We start from the raw sequence: 15,816 nt of genomic DNA on the forward strand, positions 1-15,816 counted from the left end.
TTGTAAGAAGATAGATGAAAAAAAACGATCCCTAAAAGTGGGGATATTGAGGAGGAGATCAAATGAACAATCCAGCCGCTCATTTTCAGCAGCTGAGAAAAAACATTCGAGATGAACTTGCTGCTATCTGTGATTTTGATGCTGCCTGTATCACAACCATTGATCCAGCTACTCTCCTCTCGACGGGTTCTTTTACAGATGAGCCGATTGAAGCCATACATAACGAGCTGTTTCAAAATGAATATTTAAAAAAAGATGTGCACCAGCATGAAGATCTAGCGAAAGGTCCTGTCCACGCTGCCAGTCTCGTCCAAAGCGGAGAATACACCAATAGTGGTCGATACCAGCACATTTTGTTACCTAACGGATGGGCAGATGAATTGCGGGCAGCCCTTGTGATTCAAGGTGAATGCTGGGGAATTGCCAGCCTTTATCGGAAAAAGGAGAAGGAACCTTTTCATGAACAAGATATACAAGCGATTAGCCGCCAAACACCAGCACTCGCTGCCAAGCTGAGAGATGAACTTTTTAAAAGAAGAGAAACGGAAGAAGATGAAACGGCGGAACACCAAGGCTTCCTCATTCTTTCACACGATTACCATCTTCTTTATGGAAATGAAACCGGACTTCATTGGCTCCACACCTTCCAAACCTTTGAGCAAATTCATGACGGTGCCATCATGCCCCGTCCGTTTAGAGCATTAGGTGCTAAGCTTTTATATGGAGGCGGTGACCAAACAGCGGTCAGCATCACTAGAATGCCGACAGGGCGTTTTCTCTCTCTTCAAGCATTTCGTTTAGCACAGGCAGCCGGGCAGGAAGAGGCTGTCATGATTCATATTAAACGAGCTCAAACAAGTGACATTCTTCCTTATATAGCGAAAACATATCGGCTGACAGAAAGAGAAATGAACGTCCTTGACTGCTTAATCAAAGGACAATCCACAAAGGAAATTGCCAGTACGTTATTTATCTCGCCTCATACGGTGCATGATCATGTAAAGGCAATGCTCGAAAAAACAAATTTGAACAGCAGACGTATGCTTGTTTACTTTTTCTCACACATATAAAAAAGCGGCTACCTCATTGGTAGACCGCTCTTTCTTTATTTTCCGATGACTCGCTCATGCAGAACATGTGCGACTCCTGCTTCGTTATTGGATTTTGTCACAACATCCGCAACTGCTTTGACATCTTCAATGGCATTTCCCATCGCAACGCCACAGCCCGCAAATTCTAGCATCGACACGTCGTTCCCATTGTCACCAATCGCCATCACTTCTTCACGAGAAATCCCCAGTTCATGCGCTAGAAGCTTCACAGCATTCCCTTTGCTCACATCAGGATGAAGAATTTCTAGGAAGAAATCTGTGCTTTTTACCATCATGTACTGATCCTTCACTTCAGATGGAATGGCTTGTATCGTCTTTTCCAAACGTTCTGGCTGATCAATATACATCATCTTCGGAAGTCTCATGGATGGGTCTGCCTCTTCGACAGGTAAATACTTAAGCGGCAATTTCGTTAAGTACGATTCAAGTACCGTGTATTCACTAATATCCCGATTTGGTGTGTATAGATGAGCTGAATCGAAATAATGCATAGGTGTATCCAGCTGACGGCTCAGTTCATATAAAGAAGTCAAATCATCATAGGATAAAGTTAATTCTGATACGACTTCATTTGTATGGCTGTTTTGTACAAGCGCTCCATTATAGGCGATGACATAATCCCCCTCTTGATCAAGCTGCAGCTCTTTTAAATAGCGATGCACCCCGCCAATCGGCCGGCCTGTACATAAAACAATTTTAACGCCTTCTGCCTTCGCCTGTTGAATGGCTTCAAACACCTCATCCGGCACCATATGCTGATCATTTAATAACGTACCATCCATATCAATTGCGACTAATTTATACATTCACTGCTCCCCTTTTCTCAGCAAAACATGCTGTCACTATTTTGAGTGATCATCTACATGATCACATGCTGTTCATCATACTATGTACCTATTTTAGCCTATCGTTTTTTTCTCACACTGTCTACTTGTTCATATCTGTAACAAAAAATCACTTCATCCTCATCTATTATAACCTATTCTATGAAATCCGCTGTGAATAGGACAGACCTGTCATTTTAACAGTATGAAAAGGAACAAATGTTCATCGGAGAATATTTTGAAACTAGCAAATCTAATTGTATGATGGATAGCAAAGAAAGGAGGTGCAGGGAATGATTACATTTACGAGAGGAAAATTGTCAAAAATGTCTGGTGTACATATTGAAACCATTCGTTTTTATGAAAATGAGGGTGTGCTCCCCGAGCCTAAGAGAGCACATAACGGCTATCGTTTATATGATAAAAAATATGTACTCATGCTATCCTTTATCACTGAAGCAAGAAAGCTAGATTTCTCACTCAAAGAAATTCGAGAAATTATCACGTCACTATTCGAGAAACAGTCGAAAACAGAAGCGGAACAGCTGCTCGAACAAAAAGTAGAAGATATTCAAAAATCCATTCAAGAGTTAAAAAAGAGGAAGGCGGCCATTCAACTGTTAACGAAACAAACATTAGCTAACATTAGTTAATTGTAGAGGCTGCCAAAGATGTGCCGGTATTTTTTACTGGCACCCCTCTGCGCCTAGCTGTTAAGTACACGTTGGATGAAAACATCAGGTATACTAGAGACAGCTTGACGTGACATCAATCGTATGGAAGGGGTTATGAATAGAATGAGAATAGCAACCATTGGAACAGGTGTGATTGTGGAAGGTTTCCTCCAGGCAATTGAACAGCTTGAAGGTGCTTCTTGCCACGCTGTCTATTCAAGAAAGGACGCTACGGCAAAGAAACTCGCAGATCAATTTGGGGTGCAAACGACTTATACGGATTTAACCGCTATGTTAGAAGATCCCCAGATAGAAGCGGTATATATCGCATCACCCAATCGTTTACATAGCGAGCATGCCACGGCTGCATTGAAACACGGAAAACATGTGATTTGCGAAAAGCCTTTTACCTCTAATGTGAAAGAGCTAGAAGCCTTAATCGCTCTCGCAAAGGAAAAGCAGCTCTTCCTATTTGAAGCCATTACGACCGTTCATATGCCCAACTATCATTTAATCAAAAAACACCTTCATCAATTAGGCAGAATCAAACTCGTTCAATGTAACTATAGTCAATATTCAAGTAAATATAATCAGCTGCTCGCCGGGGAAACGCCGAATGTCTTTAACCCAGAGTTTTCTGGCGGTGCCCTAATGGATATTAACATTTACAATGTTCATTTCATTATGAATCTATTTGGTTCACCGAAAGACGTTCGTTACCAGGCCAACCGCCATCCAAACGGCATCGACACATCTGGTGTTTTAACTTTTACTTACAATGATTTCATCGCCACAAGTGTTGGCAGCAAAGATACAAGCAGTATGAATTTCGCTTTGATTCAAGGGGAAAAAGGGTTCCTACATGTGAAAAATGGTGCGAATGGCTGTGAGGAAGTGTTGCTGCATATAGGAGACCAAGTCACTTCACTCAATGCACAAACCAATTCAAACCGCCTGTTTTATGAAGCAGAAGCATTTCAGCATATCATTGAAACCGGAAATGTCGAAAAGTGTTATGAATGGCTTGATGACAGTCTTTCTGTCATGAAGGTTCTTGAAGCCGCTAGGAAAGACGCCGGTATTGTTTTCCCAGCGGATCATGCTTAAATAAAAAAACCGCCTTCTGAAGGCGGTTTTTTGACATTAGATACTCTTTGAATATGCCACCAGACGCTGAGACATATGATTCACTTCATCAACTGAAGCGTTCACTTGCTCTGTTAAAGCAGCCTGTGTTTGCGTAAGAGCTGTCATATTGGAGATATTTTCAAGAATTTGATCGATTTGTGTTTTCATTTCAGTTAAACTAGATTCGATATTTTCTGTCGCATTGGCACTATGAAGCGCTAGCTTACGCACTTCATCGGCAACAACTGAGAAACCGCGTCCCTGCTCGCCTGCTCTTGCCGCTTCAATTGCGGCATTCAAACCAAGCAGATTCGTTTGGTTTGCCACTTCTTTGATCAAGTCTGAAATGTTCTTCGTCTCATCTGCACTGTTTTTCGCCAGATTAGCAGCAGACGTTGACTGCTCTTGAGCGACAGCAAGCTCCTGTGCTTGGTTTGTCACAGAGCTGATGCCAGATACCATTTCACTAATAGAACTTGAAAGCTGCTCTACTTGAGAAGCCATTTCATTCGCTGTTTTTTCTTTATTTTTTTCTAACGTAATATCACGAATCGTTCCTGCGACACGTAAAGGGACACCCTTCTCATCACGAATGGTCTCACCGCCCGCATGATACCAGCGGTACTCGCCATTTTTACTCTGCAATCTATAATCAATGTCAAATGGTGTGCGGCCAGAATGGTCATTTAAGTGATCCGCAAAGGCCTGGAGAGCCGATTCTTTATCTTCAGGATGCAAACGATCACTCCAGCTGCTCAACACGTTCGGGAAATCCTTTTCATCTGTAAAACCAAGCGTTTTTCTAAACTGCGGAGACCACCAGAATTCATTGTTTGGATTGACAGGATCGCCAGCCTCTACAACCATATCCCAAGGCGCTTCCACAAGCGCACGGTTGATCAAGTCATACCTTGTCACGAATGCTTGCAGCTCTTCTTCTTTCAATTTCTGATCATGAATATCAAAAAGAGCCCCTGCCACACGAAGAGGTACCCCATTTCGATCTCGAATCGTCGTTCCAGTTGCTTTGAACCAGCGATACTCGCCATTTTTCAACTTCAGACGATACTCGATATCATACGGTGTACGGCCAGAATGATCCAATAAATGCGTAGAGAATGCATTCAAAGTGTATTCCTGCTCATCTGGATGAATTCGAGATGCCCAGCTGTCTAAGACATTAGGAAAATCGTTTTCATTTTGAAAACCTAGCATTTTGCGGAAATCATCTGTCCATGTGAATTCGTTTTTTGGATTCACAGGATCTCCTGCTACAACCGTCATATCCCATAGACCCACTTGAATCGCTTTTGTCACTAAATTCATACGCATATGAATATCTTCTTGCGCTTCTTGCATCTTTTGTAACGCTTCATTTATTTGAGCCACAGCTTCTATTGTTTGACTAGAAGAGAATGCAGCAGTATCAATTCTGGCTGAAAAATCTCCCTTCTCAATTCGTTCAACTAATTGACTGCTTTCACTAAGAAGGGCCCCCGACGATGAATCACTTGCTTTTCTCATAAACATCTTCAATAACTCCTTTCATTCTTCCATACTTTTTTGAAATATTTTACAGTTATAAATAATTCTTTATTAGGACTTTAGTAATACAAAAGATATATCGACAAAAACTGAAAATTGTTTATGTCAGAATGAAGGCAAAAGTTCATTTTTTCACGAAGTTTCAGATTTTGGGGATGGGTCATGGAAAGGATTTATGGAAGAAAACGGCTCATTTGATAGAATCAACCGCCTATTTTGTCTGAAAAATCTCTTTTTTTATATTGACACTGACCGCTCGAAAAAAGAAAATGGAACATAAGCATTTTAAAAAAGGAGAACGTCATGAGCGCGAATCAGGAACAACACGAATTAAAAAAGCTTTTATCGCCGCGTCATATTCGCATGATTGCGATGGGCGGGGTCATTGGTACAGGAATCTTTAAAGGAAGTGCCGATACAATCGGCTTAGCAGGTCCTGGAGTCATCTTTTCCTATGTATTTGCTGGATTGCTTCTTCTCATTGTCATGGCGGCTTTAGCTGAAATGGCCATCGTCTACCCGGGGAATAACCTTCGCGACCTCATACAGATTGCGCTTGGTCAACGTTTTTCATTTGTTGTCGGATGGGTTTACTGTTTTATGTGGCTCACTGTATGTGTCATTGAAATCATTGCAGCGGGGAGTTTACTTCAATATTGGATGCCAAACGTACCTTTATGGTCTTTATGTTTACTTTGCTCACTCTTAGTCATCGGAATTAATTTAAATAATGTAAAATACTTTGGTGAAATTGAGTTTTGGTTCGCTGGAATGAAGATTTTCGTTATTATTGTGTTTATTATTCTCGGTGCTGCATTACTATTTGGAATCATTCCGAGCGACCAAAGCACGCCTGTTCTCACCAATTACCAAAACTTTGTCCCGAACGGATGGGGTGCTGTCTTTGCCTCATTATTAGTGGTGATCTTCTCGTATGGAGGCTCTGAATTGATCGGGCTGACCATTACAGAAACAAAGGATGCAGAAAAGGTGTTACCTGGTGTTGTCAAAAGTATGATGTGGCGCATCATCTTGTTTTACACACTGCCGATTTTGATTATTTGTGGACTCATTCCTTGGAATCAAATTGATCCGAATAACAGTCCTTTTGTCCAAGTCTTTTCAGCAGCTGGCATGCAGGGTGCCTCTCACTTCATTAATTTCGTCTTAATTACAGCTGTTCTATCTGCCGCCAACTCTGGTATTTACGGTACGACGAGAATGATTCATTCTCTATCTAAATCAGACGGCGGTCCAAAAAAGCTGGCACAGGTCAACAAAAGAGGTGTACCTATTTTAAGTTTATGGGTGACCGTTCTGTTTCTTTTAATCGGAACATTCTTTGCTTACTTGTACCCAGATCAAATTTTCAGCTATATGCTGGCTATTCCTGGTTTTGCGGTTTCTCTTATTTGGATCAGCATCTGTCTGGCACATTTGAAACTGCGTCCAAGATATCCACAGGAGCCGTATTTCAAAGTTTGGTTATTTCCGTATTTCACTTTATTTGCTGGTCTTGTACTCAGTGTCAGTTTTGTTCTGTTCCTATTCAGACCAGAGAACTTACCTAGCTCGATTATCAGCATCGGTTTCTTAGCAGCCGCCATCATTGCTTCATTTTTAATGAAAAAGAAAGCTTAGAAACGCAAGCAAAAACCCGCCTCAATGGCGGGTTTTTTCATGAGCTGCTGCTGCGACTTCGAAATCAACAGACGCTTTTGGGATGCCGTTGATGATGATGGTTAATGTATGAATGCCCTCATAATGCTTTCTCGTTGTCATATTTTGAAACGACTGTGACCGGACAAATTCTCTATGCAGCGCCGATCCTGTTTCAAATTCTGTGATTTTAAATACCTTTTGATTGCGTGTACCACGAGCTTTCACGTAATCAACGGCATACTCTACGCGCAGCTTTAATGGCTTATCTGCCTGAAGAATAAAATGAAAGGTCAGTTTCTCTCCAATACGAACGGGGTCTTGCGTCACCTTCAAATCCGTTACTTGGATAGACGGATCATCTCCATAGCCAAATAAAGCCATGATATCTGGATCGCCTTTTTTCAATAACGTACGGGATGCATGTTTGACAATCCAGTTCGTATGTTCGTTGGTTCCATACCAGCTTTTGACCATTTGCTTCATGAGGTCTGGCTGAATTGCAGAAATATCATTTAAATGATTCGCTACACTTTTTTGCACATACTTGGCCGAATCAGACTTCAAATTTTCTAAAATGGGCAGCGTGACAGAAGGGTCCTTTTTCAGCGCAGGGACGGATAATCCCCACGGCAAACGAGGCCTGCACCCTTCACTAGCGAGACGGCGAATATGTTCATTTTGATCCTGTGACCACACAAGCATCTGCGCCAGCATTTTCTCTTGATCTTGTATGAGAAAAGGTCGAACGGCAAATTCAGCAGTGGAAAACGGTGTAAAGAATTCAAGTGCTTTGATCGAGATATCCCAATGGTCAACACCATATGTCTCTACGTAGTCTGGAAATACGAGCGCACTGAGCCCTGTAAAATGCGGTGCTGTCTGACGCAGTACATCGATTGCCTTCTCATAATCCATAGGCAGACAGGCGTGCATCGATTCAGTTACTCTTCTCATTCGTCCTTTCAACTCCAGCTGCTCCCAATCCTCTTGAAACACGAGCTGCTGAAAGTGATCATCATCAAATACAGTTGACCCTTGCGCAAGTTTTTCTGCTAAATGTTGAATAAATGGTTCATTATATACATGTTTTAAAGGTTCGATCGTGTCCGCCTCCCATAGCTCAATATCATTATTTTATCCTAAATTGTCAAAAGCGGCATAACAACAAGCTAAAACAGCCCAATCCCGAAGAATTGAGCTGTTGTCCCGTTATATAAACATATTAATAATCATAATAAATGCAATGGCGCTAACGGAAATGATGGTCTCCATAGCCGTCCATGTCAAGAACGTCTCTTTGATGGTCATACCAAAATACTCTTTGATCAGCCAAAAACCAGAATCATTGACATGAGACAAAATCAGTGAACCCGCTCCTGTTGCTAAAACAAGCAGCTCTCTGCTCACATCCGGCATGGATGCAGCGATTGGGGCTACAATTCCGGCCGCTGTCATCATGGATACTGTAGCAGATCCTGTTGCCACACGAATAACCGCAGCAATCAACCAGCTAAGTAAAATCGGTGAGATTGGGGAGTGTTTGGCTAAATCAGCAATATAATCCCCAACGCCTGAATCGATCAATACATTATTGAACGCTCCGCCTGCACCAATCACAAGCAGAATGGAAGCGATCGGTCCCAAACAATCGTTACTGAATGACAGCACTCGGTCACGGCTCATCCCTTGTATAAAGCCAAGACTAAAGAAAGAATACACTGTCGCAATCAATAAAGCTGTTATGGGATCTCCAATGTACTTAAACATCTGATACCACATACTATCCTCTGGCAAAATAATGTCCGCCAACGTGGCAAGCAACATAAGAATGACCGGCACCAAAATGGTAAACATCGTATTCGCAAAACCAGGAAGCTTCCGATCAGCATGTCGTTCCGTGAATTGCTTTCTGAGCATCTCTGGAACTGGTTTATGTATCCGTTTTCCAATCCACTTACCATACAGCGGTCCAGCGATAATAGCTGTTGGCAAACCGACGATGATTGAAAAGAAAATCGTTTTCCCCACGTTGGCATGATAGATGCCTACTGCTGCCATTGCAGCTGGATGAGGCGGGACTAACCCATGCACAACAGACAAGCCTGCGATTAATGAAATCCCAATTGTCACGAGCGAAATGCCCGTTTCAATCGCAATGGTAAAGAGTAAGGGAATGAGAAGAACAAATCCGACCTGGAAAAAGACAGGTATCCCCACGATAAAGGCTACAAACATCATCGCCCAATGCACATTCTTCGTCCCAAAACGACTGATGAGTGTTTGAGCGATCCGCTCAGCGCCCCCTGACTCAGCCATCATTTTCCCAAGCATGGTCCCAAGCGCTAGCACTATCGCGAGTAACGATAACGTGTTCCCTAATCCCGTTTTAATCGATTGAATGATTTCCTGTAAATCCATTCCTGTAGCAAAGCCTACTAGCATAGAGGTAATGATCAAACTCACAAACGGATTCAACTTAGCGACTGTAATGAGAATGAGTAAAAGGACAATCGCCGCAATCACAATGAATAAAAGCATGTTCTCCCACCTTTTCCCCGATGTTTAACGATTTTGTTTTAATTGCAACGCACTAATGACATCAAATTCATCCTTCAGTTTGTCATAGAGACGCTCATATAAATAAAACAGCTCTATGTATGTTTCGTTGTTCTTCATATTTGGTTCATGGCGGGCAGAAATACGAATCCATTCCTGCACCTCTTCTATCTCTTCCATATGACCTAAACTATGAAGTGCAAGGACAGCCGCCCCAAGTGCGGAAGCCTCGTAGCTTTCTGGAACGAGCACTTCTCTGCCCATCGTATCGGCTAAAATCTGCCGCCATAACGGGGATCTCGCAAATCCACCAGAAGCCCTGACATCCTTCGCTGGACCTGTTAAATCTCTTAGTGCCACACCGATCGAGAAAACACTCATAATGACGCCTTCTAACACGGCTCTAATAAAGTGCTCGCGCTTATGCTGAAGACTGATCCCGAAGAACGTGCCTCTTGCGTTTGGATTCCAATAAGGTGCTCGCTCACCTGTTAAAAATGGTAGAAACAGCAGTCCTTCTGAGCCAGCTGGAACCTTCTCTGCAATATCAATCATCAGATCGTAAGGGTCTACACCTAGACGCTTTGCTACCTCCACCTCGGAAGACCCAAATTCATCCTTGAGCCATCTCAGCATAATTCCGCCGTTATTGGTCGGTCCTCCGACCACCCAATGCTTGTCTGTCAATGCATAGCAAAATGTTCTTGATTGCTCATCTGTAATTGGATGATCTACGACTGTACGTACTGCACCACTTGTCCCAATCGTGACTGCTACCTCACCTTTGCCAATTGCACCAACACCAAGATTCGCTAGGACACCGTCATTTGCACCCACAACAAATGGTGTATCTTCTTCAATGCCCATTCGCAGCGCAATTTCTGGCTGAAGCCCACGCAGCTGATGCGTCGTTGGAACAAGTTCAGACAGCTGATTCACCTGAATTCCTGCAATACGTAGTGCCTTCTCGTCCCATTGAAGCGTTTCCAATCGGAACAGTCCTGTTGCTGATGCGATTGAATAATCGACCACATACTGACCGAAGAAATGATAAAGAACATACTCTTTGATGGAAATGAATTTTGCTGCCTGATTGAAGACGTCAGGTGTCACTTCCTTGATCCATCGTATTTTTGAAAGCGGTGACATTGGATGGATCGGTGTTCCGGTTCTTTTATAAATTTGAAAGCCATCTAAGTCCGTTATGATTCGTTTCGCTTGTTCTGCACTTCTGTTATCAGCCCAAATGATACTGTTTGTTAATGCTTTTCCATTCTCATCCATGACGATTAAGGAATGCATCGCCGTACTAATTCCCACACCTATGAGATTTTTTGCATCAAATGCTGCTTTCGTCAAGGCGCCTCTTACACTCGCAATCACAGCATCTAAAATATGTTCAGGGTTCTGCTCAACCCATGCTGGCTGGGGGTGAATGAGGTCATAAGGAACAGAATGTTTTGATATGACTTTCCCCTGTGGTCCAAATAGAACCGCCTTTGTACTTGTTGTTCCAATATCCAAACCAATTACCGCCTGGTTTCCCTTCATCTGTATCACGCCCAATCATTGATTTGAAATAAAGTGTCGTGGTGCTGGTGTACCTGATAAATCCCATTATAGGAATATTTTTTTCGACATTCAACGATCAAAAAGAAAATAATTTTCATTTAAAACCTTAGAATCGTTACCACAACAGCATTTTTCACTAATAGAAAAATTTATTTTTGAAACCATTACACTCTTTTTTGAGAAATGGTTTCTCTCATTTGCTTTAAGTTTGTTAATGTTTCCTGCTGCCTTAAATGTGCAAGCGCAAAATATAGCACATCAATCACAGTAAGCTGGGCAAGCCTAGCAGACATCGCTTCCGTTCGGAAAGCCGTTTCTTGCGTTGATGTATACAGCGTGACATCTGCAAGCTGACTCAATGGAGAACGCTGATAGCTTGTAATGCCTATGGTTTTCGCTCCTTTTTCCTTGGCTGTTTTCATCGCATCCAGCAAATCCTTATTTCGACCAGAATGAGATATACCAAGCACTGTGCTCTTTTGATCAAGCAGACCTGCCGACATCGCTTGAAAGTGAGAATCTGTATGAACAATACAGTTGATGCCTGTTCTCATAAATTTGTGAAAAGCATCTGTGGCGATGAGGCCAGACCCACCGCTGCCATAAAACTCTAAGCGCTCTGCTTCATGGATTAATTGTACGGCTTTTTCTACATCTTCTGGATTCAACAATTGAAAACTATCCTTTAATGCAGTGATGTTTGCCTGAAATACCTTTTGCATAAAAATGGCAGTATCATCGTCAAGACTCATCTCTTCATCTACATAATCAGGCTTCGTTTGGTCTATTTCCTGGGCAATAGCAATCTTCAAATCTTGATACCCCTCAAATCCAAGCCTTTTACAAAGACGAAAAATCGTTGCCTCTGAGCTCGCTGTCTTTTTGGCAAGCTCGACAATCGACAAATGGATGATGTCGCGGGGCTCACTCGTAATGTGCTCAGCAATTGCTTTCAGTTTTGGCGGCAATCCTCTGCTTGCTGCCCTTATCTTATCCATACTACTTAAACTGACAGAAGCCAATTGACTTCACTCCTTCCTCATTCATGTGAGCGCATACATTTCCTCATGTTCCCATCTTATAAAAAAGAAGCCTGTTTGCACAGACTTCTTTTTTAAGAATTCAAGACTTTGATCATTAAATCAAAAAACCCTTCAGCATCTACATCCATACACACTTGAAGATTGCGATCTTTTCCCCATTGGTGCTGAAAATCACATATCATTTGACCATCGCAGAACTCACTCTTCGTCTCCACTTCTACATGAAAAGCCTGTGTATTCACAAGTTGTTTATCAATTGCAAGACTTACAGCAAGCGGATCATGCATGGCACATGCCCACACCCCATTTCGCTCAAAATAGCGCTGGCGGTAAATGCTTGTGCTCTCTCTGATATAACTGGCTAACGTTTCATTTTGAATGGCATCAATTCTCTCATCCGTTAACAAGACCTGTCTTGTGACATCCAGCCCTACTTGAGTCAGTGAAGGGAAACCAGCCTCCAGCACCAATTTCGCCGCTTCTGGATCTGCATATGTATTAAATTCCGCAACCGGTGTGACATTTCCCTGTCCCTGCACGACACCCCCCATAAAAATGACTTCTTTCACATGATGAATCAGCTCAGGGCATTTTTTTACCGCAAGGGCTAAATTCGTTAACGGCCCTGTCAACACGAGCGTAACCTGCTTCGAATACTTCAGCACTTGGTCAATGATAAAATCAGGGGCAAAACCTTCATCTGCGGTCTTCTTAGGCCGGGCGTCCTTTAAAGCGCCACCAATTCCATCCTCCCCATGCACCCGATGTTCATAATGAGGGGCTCTTAAAAGAGGCGTTACTGCACCTTTGATGACAGGGATTTCCTCTGCCTCAACCAGCTCAAGCACTTTACACGTATTCAACGTCGCCGCTTCAACAGACACATTCCCGCACACCGTTGTGATCCCCAACATATCAAACCGCTTACTTTTCACTGCAAGCAAAATACCAATCGCATCATCAATTCCAGTGTCTACATCCAAGATCAATTTCTTTTTATTTGCCATGGATGAAATCTCTCCTTTAAATGAAAGTGTTTTTATTGATTAATAGCATATTACTTTAGTCATCATTTATAGGGAACAAACTGATAACGAATGTTTTTTACTCTTTTTCTCCAATATCCTTGAGATACTGTTCACGTTCTTTTTCAGAGAGACTATTCAAAAAATTTTCTTTCACTTTAGGTTCATCTTTATATTCATCCCAGTCTATAAAACGATCTGATAAATCAGGGGAATGACTCATCGAACCGATTTCGTTAGTTTTGTATATTAATGATGCAGAAAAGTGATATTTTTCTGCATCATTATTTATATATCCATCAACTGTGACATAACCCATAGGGCTTATAGATACATTCTTTTTAAATGTAATAGTTTTAATAAAATTGTGAATATCTTCTTTATGTAGGCGTTCTTCAATTTTTGGCTTCATCTTTTCTGCGAATTCTTCTGCCTTAACTTGATCGCTTTTTTCTTCCACGATAGTATTACCTCCAGAATCACTTGATTTTTTTTCCTTAACTTGTTGTAGTATAAGTGTCACTACCAAAATGATTGCAATAGTGAACAAAAGAAATACAATTTTCAACGTGCTTTTCATCAAAAATATCCACCTTCAAATATTTTTATTAATAGATTTTCTCGCTCATATTATAGATATTTAATATACTTTAAATTATAATATTCATGATAAATATTACAGGAGTGACAATTTTGTCTAAAAATAGATCACACTTTCAACTTAGCGACAAAGACTATAATTTTATTTCGAATGCATCCTATAAAATAGATAATTATAAAAAATATAGTGACATAGCTATAAGCCAGGACAGGAAATTGTATGTCATTGACTATAAAGAAACAGAAAAAGGACTTAACGCATTGACTCTCGTTTCAACGGATGACTATATTAGATCCGGTAAAGGAAAAGACCTCACAAAAATTAAAAACGCCGTCATCGCCTACCGCGGGTCAGAACCGATTGGCGCAGGCCAATATAAAGATACCATTAAAAAACATGGAAAAAAAGAGTCAGATGATCTTCTTTCTACCATTTTGACAAAGCTGCCTCCTTTTAGCCAGTCAGAGACGTCAAAGGAAGTGACGACGAAGATGACGACAGGGACAACGACCTATACAAATGAGATTGTACAAGATTGGTTGATTTCAGATACGAAGTATTTGATTAAAAATATCCCTTTTGAACACGGTGCAGAGAATCAAATGGTGCAAGCGGACCGGTATGCGAAAGAGATCCATAAGAAAATGCCGAATGCGAAGATATATGTGACAGGGCATTCACTTGGCGGGTCAAATGCTTCTTATGTTCTTGTCAAAAATGATTTTATTCAAGGTGGGGTCACCTTTGAGAATCCGAATATTTACCCAAATCTATCGGATGGTCTGCAAGCCAAAGCATTAAAAGGTGATTACCGTAGTAGATTAACAGAATATATCAATCTCAATGACGGGCTTTCTCTCTTAAATCGTCATACGACAGAAATCGGTCGTGTGAAAGTGATGTATGATGCCGCTTTACCTGAAGGCGTCGATTACACTGAGGACTCCTCAAAAGCCGTCCAATTTATGAAAAATCTCCTCAATCGGGCAATGAGTGTGAATCCTTCACTTGATGCGAATTTATTTCTTGAAGCCCTCGCCGGCAGCCATGGCTTAGACCGGTATTCCTTTTCGTCAGATGGCTCCGTTCAAACCGTTGATGATATGTTGAGAAAAAACCCTTCTCTCACTACCGCCATGTTACATCAATTGAGCCAATCAAATGTTCATCCGCAAAGTGTGGTAGCGATTTTAATCAAGTCGCATGTTCTCATGAACACAGGTCGTAAATTCTCCACATATGCCGAGCACCATATGCAGCAAATCATTCGCAAAATTGAGAAACTCGATGACAAAGTGGATCAATCGGTAGAACGAGTACGTTCAAGATACAAACAAATTGTCGGTTTTGGCTCGTATGATCAGCTGACGGCTTCAGATGTGGATGCTGTCATTCGCCACTTAAAAACAGAGGGTCTTGACAATGAGTTCTATTCAGTTAAAAAGTATGATGCAGCGATTGATCATGCGATGAATATGAAAAGGTGGTTGGACTCGGTATCAGATGATATGAGCCAGCTAGGAAAACAATACCACGATGCAGATACGGCCCTAGCCAAGAACATGGGTATTTCTTAAGGAGAACGATAAATGGAATTTTCAAAGAAACAACCAACAGATGCAGATCGTTTTTTGCAAAGAATGACAGATACGCATACATCAAGCTCCATTTTCTCAAAAGCAAACTTTGACACGGAAGACATGACACCAGCAGAGCTGGCTGCTTTGAAAGCAAAGATCAAAGAAGAACAGAAAACAGCGCTGATCAGAGCCATCCGGCATCAGCTTCAAAATGAATTTGCAGAGGATCGTCAAGAAGCCAAAAAAATAGTAGATCTGATTGATGACCTTCTGATTAACGTGTACAAACATCAAAGGAACATCCAAACCCATATGTCAGGTGAAGCCATTGACGCCTTAATCGAAAAAATCGAACAAAGACTCACATTTTTTGAACTGAAAGAAGATGTTCAATCCGCCATCGACTCGATCGGCATTTAAATGAACCTGTCATCCGGTGAATCTTTTCCCCGTCTCACTCGTATATACTAAAAGAGTGATTGATTTGAAAGGAG

The 15,816-nt window shown here is 41.6% G+C and carries 14 protein-coding genes; 6 read left to right on the plus strand and 8 right to left on the minus strand.

Features of this window, described 5'->3' with window-relative positions:
- Positions 1–62: 62 nt before the first annotated feature.
- On the plus strand, positions 63–1,070 hold the full coding sequence (locus KVT11_RS09600) for a helix-turn-helix transcriptional regulator (RefSeq protein ID WP_008345737.1): 1,008 nt from the start codon (positions 63–65) through the stop codon (positions 1,068–1,070).
- 35 nt (positions 1,071–1,105) lie between these two features.
- Here KVT11_RS09600 and yidA read toward each other — a convergent pair whose 3' ends face one another.
- Positions 1,106–1,918 carry a sugar-phosphatase gene (gene yidA / locus KVT11_RS09605; RefSeq protein ID WP_008345739.1) on the minus strand — a complete coding sequence of 271 codons (813 nt, stop codon included), beginning with the start codon at positions 1,916–1,918 and terminating at the stop codon, positions 1,106–1,108.
- Between the two features lie 311 nt (positions 1,919–2,229).
- On the opposite strand from yidA, the gene KVT11_RS09610 reads away from it, so the two are divergent.
- Both KVT11_RS09610 and KVT11_RS09615 read left to right on the plus strand, forming a co-directional pair.
- Complete coding sequence (locus KVT11_RS09610) at positions 2,230–2,589, plus strand: MerR family transcriptional regulator (RefSeq protein WP_007498034.1); 360 nt, start codon at positions 2,230–2,232, stop codon at positions 2,587–2,589.
- Between the two features lie 144 nt (positions 2,590–2,733).
- On the plus strand, positions 2,734–3,717 hold the full coding sequence (locus tag KVT11_RS09615) for a Gfo/Idh/MocA family protein (protein ID WP_116306518.1): 984 nt from the start codon (positions 2,734–2,736) through the stop codon (positions 3,715–3,717).
- 36 nt (positions 3,718–3,753) lie between these two features.
- Here the strand turns inward: KVT11_RS09615 and KVT11_RS09620 are convergent, their stop codons facing one another.
- A complete protein-coding gene (locus KVT11_RS09620; protein WP_116306520.1) occupies positions 3,754–5,268 on the minus strand; it encodes a methyl-accepting chemotaxis protein in 1,515 nt (504 codons plus the stop codon).
- Between the two features lie 318 nt (positions 5,269–5,586).
- Here KVT11_RS09620 and KVT11_RS09625 point away from each other — a divergent pair, with 318 nt between their 5' ends.
- The gene (locus KVT11_RS09625) at positions 5,587–6,924 is read left to right on the plus strand and encodes an amino acid permease (protein ID WP_116306522.1); all 1,338 of its coding nucleotides are present in this window, start codon (positions 5,587–5,589) and stop codon (positions 6,922–6,924) included.
- 21 nt (positions 6,925–6,945) lie between these two features.
- Here the strand turns inward: KVT11_RS09625 and KVT11_RS09630 are convergent, their stop codons facing one another.
- The 6 genes from KVT11_RS09630 to KVT11_RS09655 form a co-directional block, all read right to left on the minus strand.
- Complete coding sequence (locus KVT11_RS09630) at positions 6,946–8,046, minus strand: DNA alkylation repair protein (RefSeq protein WP_411266121.1); 1,101 nt, start codon at positions 8,044–8,046, stop codon at positions 6,946–6,948.
- 108 nt (positions 8,047–8,154) lie between these two features.
- Positions 8,155–9,483, minus strand: coding sequence for a GntP family permease (locus KVT11_RS09635; protein WP_017359903.1), 1,329 nt, complete (start codon positions 9,481–9,483; stop codon positions 8,155–8,157).
- A 24-nt stretch (positions 9,484–9,507) separates the two neighbouring features.
- Positions 9,508–11,052, minus strand: a complete 1,545-nt coding sequence (gntK, locus tag KVT11_RS09640) for a gluconokinase (protein ID WP_017359904.1) — start codon at positions 11,050–11,052, stop codon at positions 9,508–9,510.
- Between the two features lie 185 nt (positions 11,053–11,237).
- Positions 11,238–12,071 (minus strand): MurR/RpiR family transcriptional regulator, encoded by an 834-nt coding sequence (locus KVT11_RS09645; RefSeq protein ID WP_038475582.1) that lies wholly within the window; start codon positions 12,069–12,071, stop codon positions 11,238–11,240.
- Between the two features lie 116 nt (positions 12,072–12,187).
- Positions 12,188–13,123 (minus strand): nucleoside hydrolase, encoded by a 936-nt coding sequence (locus KVT11_RS09650; protein ID WP_050826769.1) that lies wholly within the window; start codon positions 13,121–13,123, stop codon positions 12,188–12,190.
- 97 nt (positions 13,124–13,220) lie between these two features.
- Positions 13,221–13,721, minus strand: coding sequence for a DUF1433 domain-containing protein (locus tag KVT11_RS09655; RefSeq protein ID WP_210552267.1), 501 nt, complete (start codon positions 13,719–13,721; stop codon positions 13,221–13,223).
- An 86-nt stretch (positions 13,722–13,807) separates the two neighbouring features.
- On the opposite strand from KVT11_RS09655, the gene KVT11_RS09660 reads away from it, so the two are divergent.
- Positions 13,808–15,319, plus strand: a complete 1,512-nt coding sequence (locus KVT11_RS09660; protein WP_411231025.1) for a lipase family protein — start codon at positions 13,808–13,810, stop codon at positions 15,317–15,319.
- 12 nt (positions 15,320–15,331) lie between these two features.
- Complete coding sequence (locus KVT11_RS09665) at positions 15,332–15,742, plus strand: hypothetical protein (RefSeq protein WP_210552269.1); 411 nt, start codon at positions 15,332–15,334, stop codon at positions 15,740–15,742.
- The last annotated feature ends 74 nt before the right edge of the window (positions 15,743–15,816 follow it).

Source organism: Bacillus sp. GbtcB10, assembly GCF_019091365.1.
Lineage (GTDB): Bacteria > Bacillota > Bacilli > Bacillales > Bacillaceae > Bacillus > Bacillus altitudinis.